Below are 21,394 nucleotides of genomic sequence, written 5' to 3'. Positions count from 1 at the left end.
CTTACGCTCCGGATAGTTTTCTAAAGAGAGATCGCACCCACTCACGGTGCAGACTCAGCGAACGCCCCATCACCACCACAACCAGCAGCGCCCCTGACAGCGCGCTCGACACCTGGTTAGCGATGCCGACCATCTGTAAACCCTGCTGCAGGTAGCCCACCAGCAGCGCCGCCAGCGCCGTACCAACAACCGAACCTGACCCGCCGTAGATATTGGCCCCGCCGAGCACGGCGGCAGTGAGCGCTGGCATCAGTAAATCGCGCCCCAGATCCGAACGCGCGGAGCCGAAATAGGAGACCATCACCAGCGCGGCTATGGCCGAGGCCACGCCCACCAGCCCGTACAGCGCGTAGGGCATACCGTTCACCGACAGCGCCGCATAGCGCGCCGCGCGAGGATTCTGCCCAATCAAAAACAGATGACGGCCAAAGCGCCCGCGATGGGTAATCAGCCAGAAGAAGAGGGTAATGACCGCGAACAGCACCAGCGGGATCGGCATGCCCAGCACCGTGAGGTTAGCGAACGCCGTGAAGCTGTCCGGGAAGCCGCCGATGCCCTCGTAGCCCGTCGCCCCCGCCATGCCGGAGAGCAGCAGCGCGCCGCCGCCGTAGAGGTAGAGCGTGCCGAGGGTAATCACCAGAGGGCTAATGCCGGTGTAGTGAATAAGCGCGGCATTAAATAATCCGCACAGCAGTCCCAGCAGCAGCGTCAGAGGGATGGCAACCGCCATCGGCCACCCCGCCTGCATCATCACTCCCAGCGCGATAGCGCACAGGCCGATGGTCGACCCCAGCGAAATATCGATCCCGCCGCTGATAATCACCAGCGTGAGCGGCAGCGCTACAATGCCGATGCAGATAAAATCGCTGGTGCTGAACAGCAGCATGTTGACGTCGAGCATGCGCGGGTTGATGGCGCCAAAGAGCAGGATCTCCAGCACCAGCAAAATCAGCAGCGCGCTTTCCCAGTTAAGCCTCATTTACGCCACCTCTTTTTTACGTTTGGGAAAGGGGGTGACGTGCTTTCCCCCTCTGTTGCCCAGCTGGAAGCGGCCGTACTTCAGCGCCCGCTGATGACGCGCCAGCGCCTGACGCAGGCGTCCGTCAAGCACCAGCACGCCCAGCAGCACCAGCCCGGCGATAAAGTCGTTCCACCAGGCCGGGAGCCGGAACAGCACCAGCACGGTATCGATTTGGGTGAGGAAGAATGCCCCCAGCAGAGCACCGATCAGCGTGCCCGTACCGCCCAGCAGTGAAATGCCGCCGAGCACGCAGGCGGCGATGGCCTTCATCTCCAGCCCGCTGCCGGTCTGGTTCGGCACGAAGCCAATCTGTGAGGCAAAAACGATCCCGGCGCAGGCCGCCAGCATGCCGTTGAGGGTAAAGGCGAGCATGCGGGTGCGGTTCACGGCTACGCCCAGCTGGCGCGCGGCGGCGAGGTTATCGCCTACGGCATAGAAATCACGGCCAAACGCGGTGCGCGACAGCGTCCACGCGCCCACGGCCGCTAAAAACAGCACCACCATACCGAGCGGCGAAATGCCGATGGCAACCGGTTCTGAGAGGGATTTTAGCCCCGGCGGCAGCCCTTCAATCCACTTCCCGCCCGTCCAGAGCAGCATCGCCCCGCGGTACAGGCCCAGCGTGCCGAGGGTGGCGACAATCGCCGGAATGCGCAGCCCCACCACCAGAAAACCGTTGAACGCCCCCGCCATTGCGCCAATAGACAGCGCGAAGAGAATGGAAACGGGCAGGCTGTAGCCGCTGTTCAGCGCCACGCCGACGGCGATCGCCGACAGCCCGACGGTAGAGCCCACGGACACGTCAATATTGCGGGTCAGCATTACCAGCGCGGCGCCGAGCGCCAGCAGGATCAGGATCTGCGAGCTGGCGAAGATCATCCCCAACGTCTGCAGGCTCAGATAGGACGGATTCAGCGCCACCAGCACGGCGAACAGCGCCAGAATGGCGAGAAAGGCGCTCAGCTCGCGGTTTTTGAGTAAGATCTTCATGATTGTCCTCCGAACGCCAGCGCCATCATCCGGTCGAGGCTGACGGCGCGGCGCGGCAGTTCACCGCTGAGTACGCCCTGATGCATCACCAGCACGCGGTCCGCGAGGCCCGGAAACTCATCGAGATCGCTTGAGATCATCAGCACCGCCACGTTCTGCGCCGCCACGCTTTTGAGCAGCTGATAGATATCGGCGCGCGCCGCCACGTCCACGCCGCGCGTGGGTTCATCGACGATCAGCAGCAGCGGATTGGCTTCCAGACAGCGCGCCAGCAGCACCTTCTGCTGGTTACCACCCGAGAGCGTGCGCACGGGTTGATCCGCATGGTTGAGCTTGATCCCGAGCGCCCGGTGATAGCGTTCCACCACCGCAGACTCTCTCTTGCGCTGCTGCCAGAGAGACGGCTCGTTTAGCGCCACGGTGTTCCAGCGGATCGGCGCGTCGAGGAACAGGCCGGACACCTGTCTGTCTTCCGGCAGGTAGACCAGCCCTTTGTCCAGGCGTGAACTGACCGGATCTGCGGTGATCTCCTGGTTTTCCAGCCAGATCCGCCCGCCGCGCGCCGGACGCAGGCCGTAAAGGGTTTCGGCAAACTCGGTGCGCCCGGATCCCACCAGCCCGGCCAGGCCGACGATCTCCCCGGCGTAGATCTCAAGGCTTAGATCGATAAACCCCTCCCCGGTGAGATCGTCCACGCGCAGTACCGGGAAATCCTGCGGCTGGGTGCGGCGGTTGCCCGGCAGCGCCAGCCACAGCTTTTGCGTATCGCTGAGGGTTTTATCGCGACTGACCGGCGTCATGGCGGCGATCAGGGCGCTATCGTCAAACTGCGCGGTTTCGCCGCTCAGCACCACCGCGCCGTCGCGCATCACCGAGACGTGGCTCGAAAGCATGCGAATTTCCGGCAGCTTGTGGGAGATAAAGACAATCCCAACGCCGAGATCCTGCAGCGCGCGGATCTGCCGGAACAGCCGCTCGGTTTCGCCCGGCGTGAGCGACGCCGTGGGTTCGTCGAGGATCAGGATCCTGGCGTTGCGCATTAATCCGCGCAGGATCTCCACCATCTGCTGATCCGCCACTTCCAGGGTGCTGGCCGCGGCGTCGAGGTTAAGCGGGCACTGCAGCTGCTGGAGTTTCTCCGCCAGCCGCTTTTCCAGATCGCGTTCGCGCGGCAGGCGGAAAAGAATGTTTTCCCTGACCGTCAGGTTGGGGAACAGCAGCGGCTCCTGCGGCACCAGGTAAATGCCTAACCTGTGCGCCTGCGCAGGCGTGAGCCGCGCATATGACTGTCCCTCGACGGAAAGTTCACCGCTGCCCGGCGTTTCCACCCCGGCGATAATCTTCATTAGCGTCGATTTTCCCGCACCGTTACCGCCCATCAGCGCGTGCACCTGGCCCGCAAGCAGCGTGAAATCAATGCCTTTTAGAACCGGCACGCCGGAGAACTGCTTGCTGATATCGCGCGCTTCAAGAAGTGAGGTCATCATCGCTCCGCTATTGAACAAATGATTTTTAGATTTAATAATGTTCAAAAGCGTAGACGGTGAACTATATTTACAACCGTGCAGGGATCACAGTTTTATCGATTAAGATCCAGACAGGCTTCAAACAATCTAAAAGATCCGTTTTGTCGCGTGGCTCACACTTTCCCTCCGCGCCATCACGAACATATGATCTAAATTTTTATAAGAGTTCAATTATGAGCGATAAACGCACTGCGGAAGAAGGACGGTTTGCCGGGCTGGCGCTGGCGGAAGAGGAGCTGGTGGCCCGCGTGGCCTGGTGCTACTACCACGACGGATTAACCCAGAACGAAATCGGCGAGCGGCTCGGGCTGCCGCGCCTGAAGATTTCACGCCTGCTGGAAAAGGGCCGTCAGTCCGGAGTGATCCGGGTGCAGATCAACTCCCGCTACGAGGGCTGTCTGGCGCTGGAAACCGAGCTCCAGCAGCGCTTTGGCCTGAAGCTGGTGCGCGTGATGCCGGCGCTGAATACCCCGCCGATGAACGTGCGGTTAGGCATAGGCGCCGCGCAGTCGCTGATGGGCGTGCTGGAGCCCGGCCAGCTGTTGGCGGTGGGGTTTGGTGAAACCACCATGAGCAGCCTGCAGCACCTGAGCGGCTTTATCAGCTCGCAGCAGATCCGCCTGGTAACGCTCTCCGGCGGCGTGGGGCCTTACATGACCGGTATCGGCCAGCTGGATGCGGCCTGCAGCGTGAGCATGATCCCCGCCCCGCTTCGCGTGTCATCCGCCGAGGTGGCCGGGATCTTAAAACGCGAAACCAGCGTGCGGGACGTGATCCTCGCCGCCACCGCTGCCGACGTGGCTGTGGTCGGCATTGGTTCGGTGAACCAGCGCCGTGACGCAACGATACTGCGCTCCGGCTATATCAGCGAAGGTGAACAGCTGATGTACGCCCGCAAAGGGGCGGTCGGCGACATTCTCGGCTACTTCCTTAATGCAGAAGGCGAATGCGTCGAGGAGCTGGAGATCCACAAAGAACTGCTGGGCGTCACGCTCGATGAACTGGCGCAGCTGCCCACCATCGTTGGCGTGGCCGGAGGAGAAGAGAAAGCCGATGCGATTTATGCCGCACTGAAAGGTCGCCGTATCAATGGCCTGGTGACGGAAGAGACGACAGCCCGCGCGGTGCTGGCTCTGGCCGGATAAGAGCAGCCCTGCGCCTGACACGAGGCAAGCTCATGAGTTACCTTTTAGCGTTAGATGCAGGGACAGGCAGCATTCGCGCCGTGATTTTCGATTTACAGGGCAACCAGATTGCCGTCGGTCAGGCCGAGTGGAAGCACCTGAGCGTGGAGAACGTGCCGGGGTCGATGGAGTTCGACCTGGAGACCAACTGGCGGCTGGCCTGCCAGTGTATTCATCAGGCGCTGGAACGTGCGCACCTGAGCGCGGCTGATATTCAGTCCGTCGCCTGCTGCTCCATGCGCGAAGGGATCGTGCTGTATGACCGCAACGGCGAGGCCATCTGGGCCTGCGCCAACGTCGACGCCCGCGCCAGCCGCGAGGTGGCCGAACTCAAAGAGATCCACGACGACCGTTTTGAATCCGAAGTGTATGACGTTTCCGGCCAGACGCTGGCGCTGAGCGCCATGCCGCGCCTGCTGTGGCTGGCACACCATCGCCCGGATATTTACCGCAAGGCCGCCACCATCACCATGATCAGCGACTGGCTGGCGGCGAAGCTCTCGGGCGAGCTGGCGGTCGACCCGTCCAACGCGGGCACCACCGGCATGCTCGATCTCTTCTCCCGCGACTGGCGTCCGGCGCTGCTCGACATGGCCGGGCTGCGGGCCGATATCCTCTCCCCGGTGAAAGAGACCGGCACCGTGCTGGGCGCCGTTACCCATGAAGCCGCACAGCAGAGCGGCCTGCGCGAGGGCACGCCGGTGGTGATGGGCGGCGGCGACGTGCAGCTTGGCTGTCTGGGGCTGGGCGTGGTCCGCGCCGGGCAGACGGCGGTGCTGGGCGGCACCTTCTGGCAGCAGGTGGTGAACCTGCCGCAGGTGCGCACCGACCCCGACATGAACATCCGCGTGAACCCGCACGTTATCCCCGGCATGGCGCAGGCGGAGTCGATCAGCTTCTTTACCGGGCTGACCATGCGCTGGTTCCGCGACGCATTCTGCGCCGAGGAAAAGCTGATTGCCGAGCGCATGGGCATGGACACTTATTCCCTTATGGAAGAGATGGCCAGCCGCGTGCCGGCAGGCTCCCACGGGGTGATGCCGATCTTCTCCGACGCGATGCATTTTAAGCAGTGGTACCACGCCGCACCGTCGTTTATTAACCTCTCCATCGACCCGGAGAAGTGCAACAAAGCGACGCTTTTCCGCGCTCTGGAGGAGAATGCGGCGATCGTCTCGGCCTGCAACCTGGCGCAGATCTCGCGCTTTTCCGGCGTGACGTTTGAGAGCCTGGTCTTCGCGGGCGGCGGGTCAAAAGGGGCCCTGTGGAGCCAGATTTTAAGCGACGTCACCGGGCTGCCGGTGCGCGTGCCGGAAGTGAAGGAGGCAACGGCGCTGGGCTGCGCGATCGCGGCCGGAACCGGGGCCGGGCTGTTTGCGGATATGGCCTCGACGGGCGAGCGGCTGGTGAAGTGGAGCCGCGAGTTCACGCCCAACCCGCAGCACCGCGAGCTGTACGACGGCATGATGCGGAAGTGGCAGGCGGTGTACGCCGACCAGCTTGGGCTGGTGGACAGCGGACTGACGACGTCGATGTGGCAGGCGCCGGGGCTAGTGCGGGCATCCCCCTCACCCCGCCCCTCTCCCTAAGGGAGAGGGAGATTAAGTCCCCTCTCCCTGTGGGAGAGGGTTAGGGTGAGGGCATTATTTGAATCCCATCACAATCACTGCATTCCCCTTTTCCCTTTTACTCCCCGCTGGCTAAATTAGTAACTCATCCGACCACATAACAATAATTTTACACTGGAAGAGACTATGAGCCGCTACCCGTCGTTATTCGCCCCCCTCGATCTGGGGTTCACCACACTCAAAAACCGCGTGTTGATGGGCTCGATGCACACCGGGCTGGAGGAGCATCCGGACGGGGCAGAGCGTCTGGCGGCCTTCTACGCCGAGCGCGCGCGCCACGGCGTGGCGCTGATAGTCACCGGCGGCGTGGCCCCTGCCCCTTCCGGCGTCGGCATGGAGGGCGGTGCGGTATTGAACGATGCGTCACAGCTGCCGCACCACCGCATGGTGACCGACGCGGTCCACCGCGAGGGCGGGAAAATCGCCCTGCAAATCCTGCACACCGGGCGCTACAGCTACCAGCCGAATCTGGTTGCCCCCTCGGCCATCCAGGCACCGATCAACCGCTTCAAGCCGCATGCTCTCAGCCACGACGAGATCCTGGGACTGATTGACGACTTCGCCCGCTGCGCCGCGCTGGCGCGTGAGGCGGGCTATGACGGCGTCGAGATAATGGGTTCCGAAGGCTATTTGATTAACGAATTCCTCGCCGCGCGCACCAACCAGCGCGACGACGAATGGGGCGGCGACTATGCCCGCCGCATGCGCTTTGCCGTGGAGGTGGTGCGCGCGGTGCGCGAACGTGCGGGCGCGGACTTTATAATCGTCTTCCGCCTGTCGATGCTCGACCTGGTGGAAGGCGGCGGAACGTTCGACGAAACCGTGCAGCTGGCGCAGGCGATTGAAGCCGCCGGGGCCACCATTATCAACACCGGCATCGGCTGGCACGAGGCGCGCATTCCGACCATCGCCACGCCGGTGCCGCGCGCGGCGTTCAGCTGGGTGACGCGCAGGCTGAAGGGGAAAGTGTCTATTCCGCTGGTCACCACCAACCGTATTAACGACCCGCAGGTGGCGGACGATGTGATATCGCGCGGCGATGCCGATATGGTGTCCATGGCGCGGCCGTTCCTCGCCGATGCCGAACTGCTGTCGAAAGCGCAAAGCGGGCGCGCGGATGAGATCAACACCTGCATCGGCTGTAACCAGGCTTGTCTGGATCAGATTTTCGTCGGCAAGGTCACCTCCTGTCTCGTCAACCCGCGCGCCTGCCACGAAACCAAAATGCCGATCGTTCCGGCGCAAAACAAAAAGCGCCTGGCGGTGGTGGGGGCAGGGCCGGCGGGCCTGGCGTTTGCGGTCAATGCCGCCTCGCGCGGGCACAGCGTGACGCTGTTTGATGCCGCCGCCGAGATCGGCGGGCAATTTAATATCGCCAAACAGATCCCCGGCAAAGAGGAGTTCTATGAAACCCTGCGCTACTACCGTCGGATGATCGAGCTGACGGGCGTGGATCTGCGGCTTAACCAGCGGGTGAAGGCAGACGATCTGCTGGCGTTCGACGAGGTGATTCTGGCAAGCGGGATCGCCCCGCGCCTGCCTGCGATCGAGGGTATCGATCATCCAAAGGTCCTGAGCTATCTCGACGTGCTGCGTGACAAAGCGCCGGTTGGCGAGAAGGTGGCGATTATCGGCTGCGGCGGGATCGGCTTTGATACCGCCATGTATTTAAGCCAGCCGGGTGAGGCCACCAGCCAGAACATTGCCGAGTTTTGCGTGGAATGGGGGATCGACACCAGCCTGAACCAGTCCGGCGGGCTACGCCCGGAAGGGCCGCAGCTGCCGAAAAGCCCGCGCCAGATCGTGATGCTCCAGCGTAAAGCCAGCAAGCCGGGCGAAGGGCTGGGTAAAACCACGGGCTGGATCCACCGCGCCACCCTGCTCTCACGCGGGGTGAAGATGATCCCGGCGGTCAGCTATCAGAAAATCGACGACGAGGGGCTGCACGTCACCATCGGCGGCGAACCGCAGCTGCTGCGCGTGGATCATGTCATTTTATGTGCCGGGCAGGAGCCGAAGCGGGATCTGGCGGATCCGCTGCGCGAGGCGGGGAAAACGCTGCATTTGATCGGCGGGTGCGACGTGGCGATGGAGCTGGATGCGCGGCGGGCAATTGCGCAGGGGACGAAATTAGCTCTGGCGATCTAGGGCATTGCCGGGTTTGCTCCCTCTCCCTGTGGGAGAGGGTTGGGGTGAGGGCATCAGGCCGCACCGCACTCAATCTTACCGACGACGTCCCAGCTTCACCGCTTTCAGCACCACAAACTTGTTGTTGGTCGCAATGGTGACGCAGTTACCGAAAATCTTCTTCAGCTTGTGGAAGTAGTCCAGGTGGCGGTTTGCCACGATGTACAGCTCGCCGTTGATCTTCAGGCAGCGGCGGGCGTGGTGGAACATCTCCCACGCGACGTTATCCGTCAGGGCGTGCTTCTGGTGGAACGGCGGGTTACAGAACACGGCGTTGAAGCGGAACGGCTCGACGCCCGACAGCGCGTTGTTAATCATAAACTCGCAGCGGTCCAGCGCTTCCGGCAGGTTGGTTTCCACGTTCAGACGGCTGGAGGCCACCGCCATTGGCGACTCGTCGCTGAACACCACGCTGGCGTCCGGGTTCTTCGCCAGCAGCGTCAGGCCAATCACGCCGTTACCGCAGCCCAGATCGACAATCTCACCTTCCAGATTTTCCGGCAGGTGTTCCATGAAGAAACGCGCGCCGATATCCAGACCGGTGCGGGAGAAGACGTTTGCGTGGTTGTGGATGGTCCAGTCGGTGCCTTCCAGTTTCCAGCTCAGGGTCTCTGGCGCGTCGGCCAGCTCTGGTGCGCTGAACGTACAGTTGATCAGGCGCGCTTTTTTCCAGGCCAGCGTCGTGGTGGTCGGGCCGAGGACTTTCTCGAACAGCTCCAGCGTCGAGGTGTGAATATCACGCGCTTTGGCGCCCGCGATAATGCGGGTTTCAGGCGTCACAACCTTACGCAGCGCGCGCAGCTGCTGCTCTAGCAGCGCCATGGTTTTTGGCACCTTAATCAATACCACGCCCGGCGCCTGCGGGTAGTCCGCGGTGCTGTCGAGGAACTTGACGCTGGACTCTTCGATGTCGTTGTGACGCAGATTTTCACGCGTCGCCAGCTCGCTCAGATAGGAATCGCCGATGCTGTATGGCGTGTGCTCCGCCAGGGCGCAGCCCAGCGCGCCAAACGCGTCATTCAGGATCAAAACCGGGCCGCGGATTTCAGTCTCATCCAACTGCTGCAGCAGATATTCATCCGCCGCTTCCCACGCCATAAGCGGGTTAACGTCGTCCGTTTCCGGGAAACGTTTAAGGTTGAGTGAACGGAAACCGTTGTCTAAGTGGCTCATCGGCCCTCCTGAATGGTAAAATTTGGCGTATCCCTGAAAAGGGTGCGTGAGTATATACCCAAAATCATTCAAGTTGTATCAAGGCGGCAAGTCTGAGAATCCCCGGGAGCTTACACAAGTAAGTGACTGGGGTGAGCAGACGCAGCCAACGCAGAGACAACGTGAAGGATGAAGGGTATACCCGTTTTATTGTCGATTTGGGGCCTTGATGAACCAACTTACTTATCTCCAGGGCTACCCGGAGCATTTACTTACTCAGGTTCGCAGCCTGATTGCCGAGCAGAAGCTCGGCGCGGTGCTGGAAAAACGCTATCCCGGCACGCACGATTTCGCGACCGATAAGGCCCTCTGGCAGTATACGCAGGATCTGAAAAGCCGTTATCTGAAGAGCGCGCCGCCGATCAACAAGGTGATGTATGACAACAAGATCCACGTGCTGAAAAACGCGCTCGGCCTGCACACCGCCATCTCCCGCGTGCAGGGCGGCAAGCTGAAAGCCAAAGCCGAGATCCGCGTCGCGACGGTTTTCCGTAACGCGCCGGAAGCGTTTCTGCGGATGATCGTGGTGCATGAGCTGGCGCACCTGAAAGAGAAAGAGCACGACAAAGCGTTCTACTCCCTGTGCTGCCATATGGAGCCGCAGTACCACCAGCTGGAGTTTGATACCCGGCTATGGCTTACGCATTTATCGTTAAATAGTAATGCGGAATAGCGCACGCGAATTGTCATGATGACGTGCTACAGTGGCTAAAGGTTCCCCGCTACGGAGTACGTAAACGTTTATGATACGTTTCGCAGTCATTGGTACGAACTGGATCACACGCCAGTTCGTCGACGCCGCCCATGAAACCGGCAAACTTAAACTTACCGCAGTCTATTCCCGCAGCCTTGAGCAGGCGCAGAGCTTCGCGAACGACTATCTGGTTGAACATCTGTTCACCTCGCTCGATGAAATGGCGCAAAGCGATGCCATTGACGCGGTGTACATCGCCAGCCCGAACTCCCTGCACTTCCCGCAAACGAAGCTGTTCCTCAGCCATAAAAAGCATGTGATCTGCGAGAAGCCGCTGGCGTCGAATATCGAGGAAGTGGAAGCGGCCATTGCGCTTGCCCGCGAAAACCAGGTGGTGCTGTTCGAAGCGTTCAAAACGGCCAGCCTGCCGAATTTCCTGCTGCTGCTGCAGTCGCTGCCGAAAATTGGCAAAGTGCGTAAAGCCTTTATCAACTACTGCCAGTACTCGTCGCGCTATCAGCGCTATCTCGACGGCGAGAACCCAAATACCTTTAACCCGGCCTTCTCTAACGGCTCGATTATGGATATCGGTTTCTACTGCCTGGCCTCCGCCGTGGCGCTGTGGGGCGAGCCGCATGGCGTGACGGCCACCGCCAGCCTGCTGGAGAGCGGCGTGGATGCGCACGGGCTCGTGGTGCTGGATTACGGTGATTTCAGCGTCACGCTGCAGCACTCCAAAGTCAGCGATTCCGTGCTGCCGAGCGAAATTCAGGGCGAAGCCGGGTCGCTGGTGATCGAGAAGATCTCCGAGTGCCAGAAGGTGAGCTTTGTGCCGCGCGGCGGTAAAGCGCAGGAGCTGACGCAGCCTCAGCATATCAACACTATGCTCTATGAGGTAGAGGTCTTCGCCCGTCTGGTGGAAGACAACGAAGTGAATCACCCGGGTCTCGCGGTGAGCCGCACCACGGCGAAGCTGCAAACGGAGATCCGCCGTCAGACGGGCGTGGTGTTCCCGGCAGACGGCGTGAGCGCGGAAGCTATCGCGTAAAGCTGTGTAATGAAACGGCGCAGACCATTGACGAAACCAATGGTCTGACATATTTTGTTACCTGCAAAGGGGAGTAACTTCTTCGCCGGTGGATCGTCATTACGATGCGTGCAATACCGCATCCGGTCGCCGGGCAACCCTCGTGGTTGTAAGTGAGACCTTGCCGGAAGGCGAGGTCTATGCATAAAAAGCTAACGGCTATCGTCTTCTGACCATGGCCGTTTTTGTTTTTTATGTGTAAGGAAAATAGTATGCATTCTGTCGGCACTCCAATGTTGTGGGGCGGATTCGCGGTTGTCGTGCTCATCATGCTGGCGATCGACCTCTTTTTGCAGGGACGCCGCGGCGCGCACGGCATGACCATGAAGCAGGCCGCGGCCTGGTCTCTGGTGTGGGTTACCCTTTCCCTGCTGTTCTGTGCTGCCTTCTGGTGGTATCTGGCTTCGACCGAAGGCCGCGCGGTGGCCGATCCTCAGGCGCTCGCCTTCCTCACCGGCTATCTGATTGAAAAAGCCCTGGCGGTTGATAACGTCTTCGTCTGGCTGATGCTGTTCAGCTACTTCGCCGTACCTGCTGCCCTGCAGCGCCGCGTGCTGGTTTACGGCGTACTGGGCGCGATTGTTCTGCGTACCATTATGATCTTCGCCGGCAGCTGGCTGATTACCCAGTTCGAGTGGCTGCTGTACGTCTTCGGCGCGTTCCTTCTGTTCACCGGGGTCAAAATGGCGCTGGCGAAAGAGGACGGCTCCGCGATTGGCGATCGTCCGCTGGTTAAGTGGATCCGTGGACACCTGCGCATGACCGACAAGATCGAGAGCGAGCACTTCTTCGTGCGCAAAAACGGTCTGCTGTTTGCCACCCCGCTGCTGCTGGTGCTGATTCTGGTTGAGCTTAGCGACGTGATTTTCGCCGTCGACAGCATCCCGGCTATTTTCGCGGTAACCACCGACCCGTTCATCGTTCTGACCTCAAACCTGTTCGCAATTCTCGGCCTGCGTGCCATGTATTTCCTGCTGGCAGGCGCGGCTGAGCGCTTCTCAATGCTGAAGTACGGCCTGTCGGTGATTCTGGTGTTTATCGGTATCAAGATGCTGATCGTCGATTTCTACCACATACCGATCGCCATTTCGCTCGGCGTGGTGTTTGGCATTCTGATCGTGACGCTGATTATCAATACTTGGGTTAACCGCCAGCACGATAAAAAGCAGCAGGTTTAGTAAAACGTTCGGTGCGGGCTGATGCCCTCACCCCGGCCCTCTCCCACAGGGAGAGGGTGAACACACTTTTGTAACGCAGTAGTTAAAAAATATGATGCAACACGTAAAACCCAGCATTTTACGCTTCCCTCCTTTCGCGCATTCCCTATACTCGACCAGGCAAACATTTACTTACATCCGGACATAAATGTGACTTAGAGCACATCCGGGATGGAACGCAATTTCACTTAAGGAACACCTATGACTACATCCTCGTCGGGTATGCTTGCGCGCCTCTCGCGCGGCAGCCTCGTTAAGCAAATACTGGTTGGCCTGGTGCTCGGCGTCGCGCTGGCACTGATCTCAAAACCTGCCGCAGAGGCAACTGGCCTTCTCGGTACCCTCTTCGTCGGCGCACTGAAAGCGGTCGCACCGGTGCTGGTTCTGACCCTGGTGATGGCCTCTATCGCCAATCACCAGCAAGGGCAAAAAACCAATATCCGCCCCATTCTGTGGATGTACCTGCTGGGCACCTTCTCTGCGGCCCTGACGGCCGTGGTGGTGAGCTTTATCTTCCCGTCCACGCTGCAGCTGACCACCGGCGCAACCGACATTACGCCGCCGGCGGGTATCGTTGAAGTCATGCACGGCCTGCTGATGAGCATTGTTGCCAACCCGATCCACGCGCTTATTAACGCGAACTACATCGGGATCCTGGTATGGGCAGTCGGTTTGGGCTTTGCCCTGCGCCATAGCAATGACACCACCAAAAACCTGATTACCGACGTTTCTAACGCCGTGACCTTTATCGTGACGGTGGTGATCCGCTTCGCACCGATTGGTATTTTTGGCCTTGTCGCCTCAACGCTGGCAACGACCGGTTTTGGCGCATTGTGGGGCTATGCCCAACTGCTGCTGGTACTGATTGGCTGCATGGCCGTTGTGGCACTGGTGATTAACCCGCTGCTGGTATTTCTGCAGACCCGCCGTAACCCGTACCCGCTGGTGCTGATGTGCCTGCGCGAAAGCGGTGTGACTGCCTTCTTCACCCGCAGCTCGGCGGCGAACATTCCGGTTAATATGTCGCTGTGCGAAAAGCTGAATCTGGACCGGGATACCTATTCCGTCTCTATCCCGCTGGGGGCGACCGTCAATATGGCGGGGGCGGCAATTACCATCACGGTACTGACGCTGGCTGCGGTCAATACGCTGGGTATTCCTGTGGACCTGCCAACGGCGCTGCTGCTCAGCGTAGTTGCCGCGCTCTGTGCCTGTGGCGCATCCGGCGTGGCGGGCGGTTCTCTGTTACTGATCCCGCTGGCGTGTAATATGTTCGGCATCCCGAACGAGATCGCCATGCAGGTGGTTGCGGTAGGCTTTATCATCGGCGTATTGCAGGACTCCTGCGAGACGGCGATTAACTCCTCCACCGACGTGATGTTCACCGCCGCCGTATGCCAGGCGGAAGACGCGCGCCTGGCAAAGAACGCCCTGCGAGGTTAACAGCAAAACGGCAACCCTGAGGTTGCCGTTTTTAGTGTTTGTACCCTCTCCCCGTGGGAGAGGGTCAGGGTGAGGGCATCAGGCCGCACCGATTACAGCGTCACACCACTCTTAAAAATCGCCAGCTCGCGGAAGTCGTTCTTCTCGTTGCAGGTCTGCTTGCCGTTAGCAAATTCCACAATGCTGTCCACAAACTCCGTCAGCAATTCAGGCATCGCTTTGCCGTGTATTAGCTGGCCCGCATCAAAGTCGATCCAGTGTTTTTTCTTCGCCGCCAGCTCGCTGTTGGTGGCGATTTTCACCGTCGGTACAAAACCGCCGTACGGCGTGCCGCGCCCGGTGCTGAACAGCACCATGTGGCAGCCCGCACCGGCCAGCGCGCTGGTAGCAACCGCATCGTTCCCGGGCGCGCTCAGCAGGTTCAGACCGTGCGTTTTCAGGCGCTCGCCGTAGCGCAGAACATCGACCACCTGGCTCGCGCCCGCTTTCTGGGTGCAGCCGAGGGACTTCTCCTCAAGCGTGGTGATGCCGCCCGCCTTGTTACCCGGAGACGGGTTCTCATAAATCGGCTGGTTATGGGCGATGAAGTACTGCTTGAAGTCGTTCACCATGGTGACGGTCTTCTCAAACGTCTCTTCGTCGCGGCAGTGGCTCATCAGAATACGCTCCGCGCCGAACATTTCTGGCACTTCGGTCAGCACCGTCGTGCCGCCGTTGGCGATCACGTAGTCCGAGAAGCGGCCCAGCATAGGGTTGGCGGTGATACCGGACAGGCCATCAGACCCGCCGCATTCCAGACCAAACTTCAGCTCGCTCAGCTTGCCCGGCTCGCGCCTGTCGTGACGCATCACCTCATAAAGCTGATGCAGTTGCTCTATGCCCGCTTCCACCTCATCGTCCTGATGCTGACACACCATAAAATGCACGCGCTCAGGGTCAAACTCGCCCAGCGTCTCGCGGAAGGCGTCCACCTGATTGTTCTCGCAGCCCAGGCCGATCACCAGCACCGCGCCCGCGTTCGGGTGACGCACCATATTTTGCAGCATAGTACGGGTATTGATGTGGTCGTCACCGAGCTGGGAGCAGCCATAGGTGTGGCTGAACAGATGTACCCCGTCAGTGCCTTCGGCATTGTTGGTCTCTTTCAGAAAGCGCGTCTGGATCTGACGCGCAATCCCGTTTACGCAGCCGACGGTCGGGAGGATCCACAGCTCGTTGCGGATCCCCACGTCGCCGCTGGCGCGACGGTAGATCTGCACCTCACGATCCGCCGCCTGCATCGCTTCCACTGGTGATTCAGGTTGATAGCTATACTCGTCCAGATCGCTGAGATTGGTGCGGGTATTGTGGGAATGAATATGTTCACCCGGCGCGATATCCGCTAACGCATGCCCAATCGGCAGGCCGTACTTCACGACGTTGTCCCCTTTGGCGAGAGGCTTCACGGCAAACTTATGCCCGCGAACGATCGCCTGACGCAGGGTGACGCTCTGGTTATCGACGGTCACCACGTCGCCTTCACAGAGATCCGTCAGCGCGACGGCCACGTTATCCAGCGAATGGATTTTGATGTATTGCATATCAACCTCAAACGGCCCTAGTTCAGTTCAATGGCGAAGTAGTCACGCGCATTGTTAAAGCAGATGTTTTTCACCATTTCGCCCAGCAGCTGGATATCCGCTGGCGCTTCGCCTGCGTGCACCCAGCGGCCAATCATCTGGCACAGAATGCGGCGGAAATATTCATGACGTGTATAGGACAGGAAGCTGCGGCTGTCGGTCAGCATGCCGACAAAGCGGCTCAGCAGGCCAAGCTGCGCCAGCTGCGTCATCTGACGTTCCATGCCGTCTTTCTGATCGTTGAACCACCAGCCGGAGCCGAACTGCATCTTGCCCGGCATCCCTTCGCCCTGGAAGTTGCCGACCATGGTGCCCAGCACTTCGTTATCGCGCGGGTTCAGGCAGTAGAGAATAGTTTTTGGCAACAGGTTTTGTTCGTTCTGTTTACTCAGCAGCTTAGACAGCTCTTCGGCCAGCGGACGGTCGTTGATGGAGTCGAAGCCGACATCCGCGCCCAGCAGCTTAAACTGGCGCTGGTTGTTATTGCGCAGCGCGCCGATATGGTACTGCTGTACCCATCCGCGACGGGCATATTCCGCGCCGAGGAACACCAGCACCGCCGTTTTGAATTGCGCCACTTCGTGCGCACTCAGGCTTTCGCCGGAGAGACGACGCGCCAGAATGCTGTCCAGCTCGGCCTCGTTTGATTCCGCAAACAGCACCACGTCCAGCGCGTGGTCAGAAACTTTACAGCCGTGCGCCGCGAAGTGATCCAGACGTTTGGTCAGCGCGGCTTGCAGATCTGCGAAACGACGAATGTCGGTATCAGAGACTTCCGCCAGCTTCGCCATGTAATCGCTGAACGTAGCCTGTTCGATATTAAAAGCTTTATCCGGACGCCAGCTTGGCAGCACTTTGATATCAAACGCGCCGTCTTTGGCGATCGCCGCATGGTGTTCCAGCGAGTCAATCGGATCGTCGGTGGTGCCCACCATTTTCACGTTCATCTGCTTCATGATGCCGCGCGCGGAGAAGTTATCCTGCGCCAGCAGCGCATTGCAGCGCTCCCAGATTTCATCGGCGGTCGTTGGGGAGAGCAGCGTTCCGGTAATACCAAACGGGCGGCGAAGCTCAAGGTGCGTCCAGTGGTAGAGCGGGTTGCCGATGGTGTGCGGAACGGTGGAAGCCCAGGCGTCAAACTTTTCGCGGTCGCTGGCGTCGCCGGTACAAAGGCGCTCAGCGACGCCGTTGGTGCGCATGGCGCGCCATTTATAGTGGTCACCCTTCAGCCAGATGTCATACAGGTTTTTGAAACGGTAATTTTCGGCAACCTGCTGCGGCGGCAGATGGCAGTGGTAGTCGAAAATCGGCTGATCTTTTGCGTAGTCGTGGTACAGGCGGCGAGCAAATTCGGTATCTAACAGAAAATCGTCGGTCATAAACGGCGTCATTATCGTCTTCCTCATTACGGGAGCGTCAGAAAGCGTATGTTCATATGCTGCAAAGTTATCACACCAATTTCCACCCACCGAAGCTTTTTTCGTGAGTGAGATCAATAAACGTCAACAAATAAATTACCCTCAATGGAGTAAACCCTTCTGCAACCCGCGCCAATACTGGCTTTGTCCGCGACGATGAATGTCCCCACAAAGAATCATACATTTGTGATGTCACTCACCTTTTAAAGTTGTATGACAAGTTATCTTTTCGCCGTCGCAAACACTCAGCCGACGGAATGCATTACCGGTGTGAGAGACATCGGGTTTAACGGTACGGATACCGACTTATGCACGCTTACTTATGGCAAGGTTCGGGCCGTTCCGGGACATGCTCCCGGCTACGCCCCTCCCGTTACACAACTGCTCCCGGAAACGGTTGAGAGGTTGCCGCGTTCTGGCGCGGAAATAACATAACGATGAGGTTTTAGATGCGTAAAATTAAAGGGTTACGTTGGTATATGATCGCGCTGGTGACGTTAGGCACCGTGCTGGGCTACCTGACGCGTAACACCGTGGCAGCAGCAGCGCCAACGTTGATGGAAGAGCTGCATATCTCCACGCAGCAATACTCCTACATCATTGCCGCCTATTCCGCGGCGTATACCATCATGCAGCCGGTCGCAGGCTATGTGCTGGACATTCTCGGTACCAAAATCGGTTATGCCTTCTTCGCCATCGCCTGGGCGGTGTTCTGCGGGGCAACCGCGCTGGCCGGCAGCTGGGGTGGTCTGGCGCTGGCGCGCGGCGCGGTAGGTGCAGCTGAAGCCGCCATGATCCCCGCAGGCCTGAAGGCCAGCTCCGAGTGGTTCCCGGCAAAAGAGCGTTCCATTGCGGTCGGTTACTTCAACGTCGGCTCGTCCATCGGGGCGATGATTGCGCCGCCGCTGGTGGTGTGGGCTATCGTGATGCACAGCTGGCAGATGGCGTTCATCATCTCTGGCGTGCTGAGCTTTGCGTGGGCCATGGCGTGGCTGATTTTCTATAAACACCCGCGCGATCAGAAAAAACTGTCTGAAGAAGAACGCGAGTACATCATTGGGGGTCAGGAAGCGCAGCATCAGACCAACAACGGCAAAAAAATGACCGTCTGGCAGATCCTGGGTACCCGTCAGTTCTGGGGTATCGCCCTGCCGCGTTTCCTGGCTGAACCGGCCTGGGGTACCTTCAACGCGTGGATCCCTCTGTTCATGTTTAAAGTCTACGGCTTTAACCTGAAAGAGATCGCGATGTTCGCCTGGATGCCAATGCTGTTTGCTGACCTGGGCTGTATCGTTGGCGGCTACCTGCCACCGCTGTTCCAGCGCTGGTTTGGGGTGAACCTGATCGTTTCCCGTAAGATGGTGGTGACTATGGGTGCGCTGCTGATGATTGGCCCGGGCATGATCGGCCTGTTCACCAGCCCGTACGTGGCTATCGCTCTGCTGTGCATCGGTGGTTTTGCGCACCAGTCCCTGTCCGGCGCGCTGATTACGCTCTCCTCTGACGTCTTCGGCCGTAACGAAGTGGCAACCGCCAACGGCCTGACCGGGATGGCCGCCTGGACCGCAAGTACGATGTTTGCTCTGGTGGTCGGCGCGCTGGCGGATACCATCGGCTTCAGCCCGCTGTTCGCGGTGCTGGCTATTTTCGACCTGCTGGGGGCAGTGGTTATCTGGACGGTGCTAAGAAGCAAATCGGCAGAGGAGCTGGCGAAAGAGTCCCTCGGAAAACCAGCAACGCAGAGTTAGCGAAAATGTGTTTCACCGAAGCCGCCTCCGGGCGGCTTTTTTAATGGCATAATCTGGAGAGTGGCACGCAAAAGTGGTATAACAAATCATCTGCCGTACCCTGCCTGGAGCGCATATGGAAATCACCGAACCACGTCGTTTATATCAACAACTTGCTGCCGAGCTGAAAGATCGCATCGAGCAAGGGGTCTATCTTGTCGGTGATAAACTTCCCGCCGAGCGCTTTATCGCGGATGAAAAAAGCGTGAGCCGCACCGTCGTGCGCGAAGCGATTATCATGCTGGAAGTGGAAGGCTACGTTGAGGTACGCAAAGGCTCCGGCATTCACGTGATTTCTAATCTGCCGAAACACTCTCCCGTCGCGGATGAAAGTCTGGAATTCGCCAGCTATGGTCCGTTTGAGCTGCTCCAGGCTCGCCAGCTGATCGAAAGCAATATTGCCGAATTTGCCGCGACGCAGGTGACCAAGCAGGACATCATGAAGCTGATGGAAATCCAGGAGAATGCCCGCAAGGAAAAATGTTTCCGCGATTCAGAGTGGGATCTGCAGTTCCACGTTCAGGTCGCCCTGGCAACCCAAAACACGGCGCTGGCGGCAATTGTTGAGAAAATGTGGACTCAGCGCGTTCACAACCCGTACTGGAAAAAACTGCACGACCATATCGATTCTCGTACCGTCGACAACTGGTGTGACGACCACGATCAAATCCTCAAGGCGCTGATTCGTAAAGACCCGCATGCCGCTAAGCTGGCGATGTGGCAGCACCTGGAAAACACCAAGCAGATGCTGTTCAATGAAACCAGCGATGACTTCGAATTTAACGCTGACCGCTATCTTTTTGCCGATAATCCCGTTGTTCATCTCGATACGGCGTCCAGTGCCGCAAAATAGATGACCTTTCTGCCGGCAGGCGCTTCGCTGCGCCCTCCGGCTTGAGTGGGTAAGCAAAACATATATAGTGTCAGCCTTTGTAAATCCCCTCGCTCCCCTCCATGGCTTACGCCAAAATCAACTCACCCCTGCAAATTCTGTGACGCAGAACGTTGGGCTTTGTTACAATTGGATTCAATTCGTTATTTTGTAAGTTAGTGCTTGCTAACCAGCCAATTAACAGGGAACAGTGTTGGCCACACCGCAATGTGTCCGCGAGCGACCATAATGAAATCACAACAATGTCGCCGTGCTGTTTGTCCCGGATAACAGGCGTGACGTTAACCGATTTCCAGGAACACTGAATGGAACTTTTGACCCAACTACTGCATGCCCTCTGGGCGCAGGATTTTGAAACGCTGGCCAACCCCTCCATGATTGGCATGCTCTATTTCGTCTTGTTTATGATCCTGTTCCTCGAGAACGGTTTGCTGCCTGCTGCCTTCCTGCCCGGTGACAGCTTGCTGGTGCTCGTTGGCGTGCTGTGTGCCAAAGGGGCGATGGCGTTTCCACATACCATTTTGTTACTGACCGTCGCCGCAAGCCTCGGCTGCTGGGTGAGCTACATCCAGGGGCGATGGCTGGGCAATACCCGGATCGTCCAGAACTGGCTTTCTCATCTTCCGGCGCATTATCACCAGCGGGCGCACCACCTGTTCCATAAGCACGGGCTTTCCGCGCTGCTGATTGGCCGCTTTATCGCTTTTGTTCGTACCCTGCTGCCTACGATTGCCGGCCTGTCCGGTCTGAGCAGCGCGCGCTTCCAGTTCTTCAATTGGATGAGCGGCCTGCTATGGGTGCTTATTCTGACGACGCTGGGCTATGCGCTGGGTAAAACCCCGGTCTTCATGAAATATGAGGACCAGCTGATGTCCTGCCTGATGCTGCTGCCCGTTGTGCTGCTGGTCTTTGGCCTGATTGGCTCCCTGGTTGTCCTGTGGAAAAAGAAATACGGAGCCAGAGGTTAACGATGGCTATCTCACCGCTCGCCCTGCGCCGTTTCGCCTTTGCCGTGGTTGCACTGGTGGTACTCAGCGCCATGCTGCTGGCCTGGAGCGCGCTTTCGCATCAGGAATCGACGCTGGCCATCCGCCCGGTAAACCAGGGTGCCAGCGTGCCTGACGGTTTTTCTGTCTGGCATCATCTGGATGCGAACGGGATCCGCTTTAAGAGCATCACCCCGCAGGACGATGTTTTACTGATCAAGTTTGATTCCCGTGCGCAAAGTGCCGCTGCGAAAGTGGTGCTCGACCGTACGCTGCCGCGCGGGTATATCATTGCTCAGCAGGAAGAAGTCAGCCAACCTGCAGCCTGGCTGTCATTGATTCGCGATACGTCGCATCGGTTTGGATAATTACCACGATTCCGAATCTTTTCACTCACTTTGGTGAATCCCCCGTTTACTTACTATGCTTAAGTACGCGGAGCATCCCTCGAATGTACTCCGCATAATTTTGGATAACGGCTTACGCCGTAACACAATGGAAGG

17 protein-coding genes are annotated in these 21,394 nt (G+C 59.0%); 11 read left to right on the top strand and 6 right to left on the bottom strand.

The genetic code is table 11. The features are described from left to right. Position 1: 1 nt before the first annotated feature. The 3 genes from lsrD to lsrA are packed head-to-tail and all read right to left on the bottom strand — an operon-like array spanning position 2 to position 3,495. Complete coding sequence (lsrD, locus tag ABR39_RS16300; RefSeq protein ID WP_047347763.1) at positions 2 to 979, bottom strand: autoinducer 2 ABC transporter permease LsrD; 978 nt, start codon at positions 977 to 979, stop codon at positions 2 to 4. Further along, on the bottom strand, positions 980 to 2,011 hold the full coding sequence (gene lsrC, locus ABR39_RS16295; protein ID WP_047347762.1) for an autoinducer 2 ABC transporter permease LsrC: 1,032 nt from the start codon (positions 2,009 to 2,011) through the stop codon (positions 980 to 982). Beyond that, entirely contained in the window at positions 2,008 to 3,495 is a 1,488-nt protein-coding gene (lsrA, locus tag ABR39_RS16290) for an autoinducer 2 ABC transporter ATP-binding protein LsrA (RefSeq protein WP_047347761.1), read from the bottom strand. The genes lsrC and lsrA overlap by 4 nt, the downstream gene beginning before the upstream one ends. 215 nt (positions 3,496 to 3,710) lie before the next feature. Here lsrA and lsrR point away from each other — a divergent pair, with 215 nt between their 5' ends. From lsrR to ABR39_RS16275, 3 genes are all read left to right on the top strand, one after another. Continuing rightward, positions 3,711 to 4,682 carry a transcriptional regulator LsrR gene (gene lsrR / locus ABR39_RS16285; protein ID WP_047347760.1) on the top strand — a complete coding sequence of 324 codons (972 nt, stop codon included), beginning with the start codon at positions 3,711 to 3,713 and terminating at the stop codon, positions 4,680 to 4,682. A 32-nt stretch (positions 4,683 to 4,714) separates the two neighbouring features. Further along, positions 4,715 to 6,310, top strand: a complete 1,596-nt coding sequence (lsrK, locus tag ABR39_RS16280) for an autoinducer-2 kinase (RefSeq protein WP_047347759.1) — start codon at positions 4,715 to 4,717, stop codon at positions 6,308 to 6,310. Positions 6,311 to 6,475: 165 nt separating this feature from the next. Then, positions 6,476 to 8,497, top strand: a complete 2,022-nt coding sequence (locus tag ABR39_RS16275; protein ID WP_047347758.1) for an NADPH-dependent 2,4-dienoyl-CoA reductase — start codon at positions 6,476 to 6,478, stop codon at positions 8,495 to 8,497. Between the two features lie 75 nt (positions 8,498 to 8,572). Here ABR39_RS16275 and rlmG read toward each other — a convergent pair whose 3' ends face one another. Continuing rightward, positions 8,573 to 9,709: a 23S rRNA (guanine(1835)-N(2))-methyltransferase RlmG gene (rlmG, locus tag ABR39_RS16270; RefSeq protein ID WP_047347757.1), complete on the bottom strand. Its 1,137-nt coding sequence runs from the start codon at positions 9,707 to 9,709 to the stop codon at positions 8,573 to 8,575. A 208-nt stretch (positions 9,710 to 9,917) separates the two neighbouring features. On the opposite strand from rlmG, the gene ABR39_RS16265 reads away from it, so the two are divergent. The 4 genes from ABR39_RS16265 to sstT all read left to right on the top strand — a co-directional run bounded on the left by ABR39_RS16265 (position 9,918) and on the right by sstT (position 14,189). Then, complete coding sequence (locus ABR39_RS16265) at positions 9,918 to 10,421, top strand: YgjP-like metallopeptidase domain-containing protein (protein WP_047347756.1); 504 nt, start codon at positions 9,918 to 9,920, stop codon at positions 10,419 to 10,421. Between the two features lie 70 nt (positions 10,422 to 10,491). Next, positions 10,492 to 11,490 (top strand): Gfo/Idh/MocA family protein, encoded by a 999-nt coding sequence (locus tag ABR39_RS16260; protein WP_047347755.1) that lies wholly within the window; start codon positions 10,492 to 10,494, stop codon positions 11,488 to 11,490. Positions 11,491 to 11,741: 251 nt separating this feature from the next. After that, on the top strand, positions 11,742 to 12,707 hold the full coding sequence (locus ABR39_RS16255; RefSeq protein WP_047347754.1) for a TerC family protein: 966 nt from the start codon (positions 11,742 to 11,744) through the stop codon (positions 12,705 to 12,707). A 240-nt stretch (positions 12,708 to 12,947) separates the two neighbouring features. After that, entirely contained in the window at positions 12,948 to 14,189 is a 1,242-nt protein-coding gene (sstT, locus tag ABR39_RS16250; protein ID WP_047347753.1) for a serine/threonine transporter SstT, read from the top strand. Between the two features lie 92 nt (positions 14,190 to 14,281). Here the strand turns inward: sstT and ABR39_RS16245 are convergent, their stop codons facing one another. Both ABR39_RS16245 and uxaC read right to left on the bottom strand, forming a co-directional pair. Beyond that, a complete protein-coding gene (locus ABR39_RS16245; RefSeq protein WP_047347752.1) occupies positions 14,282 to 15,769 on the bottom strand; it encodes a UxaA family hydrolase in 1,488 nt (495 codons plus the stop codon). Positions 15,770 to 15,786: 17 nt separating this feature from the next. Further along, positions 15,787 to 17,199, bottom strand: a complete 1,413-nt coding sequence (uxaC, locus tag ABR39_RS16240; RefSeq protein WP_047347751.1) for a glucuronate isomerase — start codon at positions 17,197 to 17,199, stop codon at positions 15,787 to 15,789. Positions 17,200 to 17,675: 476 nt separating this feature from the next. On the opposite strand from uxaC, the gene ABR39_RS16235 reads away from it, so the two are divergent. The 4 genes from ABR39_RS16235 (at position 17,676) to mzrA (ending at position 21,259) form a co-directional block, all read left to right on the top strand. After that, positions 17,676 to 18,974: an MFS transporter gene (locus tag ABR39_RS16235; protein ID WP_047347750.1), complete on the top strand. Its 1,299-nt coding sequence runs from the start codon at positions 17,676 to 17,678 to the stop codon at positions 18,972 to 18,974. Positions 18,975 to 19,089: 115 nt separating this feature from the next. Next, a complete protein-coding gene (exuR, locus tag ABR39_RS16230; protein WP_023309288.1) occupies positions 19,090 to 19,866 on the top strand; it encodes a transcriptional regulator ExuR in 777 nt (258 codons plus the stop codon). Positions 19,867 to 20,210: 344 nt separating this feature from the next. Continuing rightward, positions 20,211 to 20,873 carry a DedA family general envelope maintenance protein YqjA gene (gene yqjA, locus ABR39_RS16225; RefSeq protein WP_023309289.1) on the top strand — a complete coding sequence of 221 codons (663 nt, stop codon included), beginning with the start codon at positions 20,211 to 20,213 and terminating at the stop codon, positions 20,871 to 20,873. Between the two features lie 2 nt (positions 20,874 to 20,875). Next, positions 20,876 to 21,259 carry an EnvZ/OmpR regulon moderator MzrA gene (gene mzrA, locus ABR39_RS16220; protein ID WP_047347749.1) on the top strand — a complete coding sequence of 128 codons (384 nt, stop codon included), beginning with the start codon at positions 20,876 to 20,878 and terminating at the stop codon, positions 21,257 to 21,259. Positions 21,260 to 21,394 lie beyond the last annotated feature (135 nt).

Source organism: Enterobacter genomosp. O (assembly GCF_001022965.1).
GTDB lineage: Bacteria > Pseudomonadota > Gammaproteobacteria > Enterobacterales > Enterobacteriaceae > Enterobacter > Enterobacter cloacae_L.
This window is presented reverse-complemented; position numbering and strand designations above follow the sequence as displayed.

Excerpts from the sequence above, each read along its gene's own strand:
- sstT (WP_047347753.1), top strand. The coding sequence starts at position 12,948 with ATGACTACATCCTCGTCGGGTATGCTTGCGCGCCTCTCGCGCGGCAGC.
- ABR39_RS16235 (WP_047347750.1), top strand. The coding sequence starts at position 17,676 with ATGCGTAAAATTAAAGGGTTACGTTGGTATATGATCGCGCTGGTGACG.
- lsrK (WP_047347759.1), top strand. The coding sequence starts at position 4,715 with ATGAGTTACCTTTTAGCGTTAGATGCAGGGACAGGCAGCATTCGCGCC.
- rlmG (WP_047347757.1), bottom strand. The coding sequence starts at position 9,709 with ATGAGCCACTTAGACAACGGTTTCCGTTCACTCAACCTTAAACGTTTC.
- lsrD (WP_047347763.1), bottom strand. The coding sequence starts at position 979 with ATGAGGCTTAACTGGGAAAGCGCGCTGCTGATTTTGCTGGTGCTGGAG.
- uxaC (WP_047347751.1), bottom strand. The coding sequence starts at position 17,199 with ATGACGCCGTTTATGACCGACGATTTTCTGTTAGATACCGAATTTGCT.
- ABR39_RS16275 (WP_047347758.1), top strand. The coding sequence starts at position 6,476 with ATGAGCCGCTACCCGTCGTTATTCGCCCCCCTCGATCTGGGGTTCACC.
- mzrA (WP_047347749.1), top strand. The coding sequence starts at position 20,876 with ATGGCTATCTCACCGCTCGCCCTGCGCCGTTTCGCCTTTGCCGTGGTT.
- ABR39_RS16255 (WP_047347754.1), top strand. The coding sequence starts at position 11,742 with ATGCATTCTGTCGGCACTCCAATGTTGTGGGGCGGATTCGCGGTTGTC.
- lsrR (WP_047347760.1), top strand. The coding sequence starts at position 3,711 with ATGAGCGATAAACGCACTGCGGAAGAAGGACGGTTTGCCGGGCTGGCG.
- ABR39_RS16260 (WP_047347755.1), top strand. The coding sequence starts at position 10,492 with ATGATACGTTTCGCAGTCATTGGTACGAACTGGATCACACGCCAGTTC.
- ABR39_RS16245 (WP_047347752.1), bottom strand. The coding sequence starts at position 15,769 with ATGCAATACATCAAAATCCATTCGCTGGATAACGTGGCCGTCGCGCTG.
- ABR39_RS16265 (WP_047347756.1), top strand. The coding sequence starts at position 9,918 with ATGAACCAACTTACTTATCTCCAGGGCTACCCGGAGCATTTACTTACT.
- lsrA (WP_047347761.1), bottom strand. The coding sequence starts at position 3,495 with ATGACCTCACTTCTTGAAGCGCGCGATATCAGCAAGCAGTTCTCCGGC.
- exuR (WP_023309288.1), top strand. The coding sequence starts at position 19,090 with ATGGAAATCACCGAACCACGTCGTTTATATCAACAACTTGCTGCCGAG.
- lsrC (WP_047347762.1), bottom strand. The coding sequence starts at position 2,011 with ATGAAGATCTTACTCAAAAACCGCGAGCTGAGCGCCTTTCTCGCCATT.
- yqjA (WP_023309289.1), top strand. The coding sequence starts at position 20,211 with ATGGAACTTTTGACCCAACTACTGCATGCCCTCTGGGCGCAGGATTTT.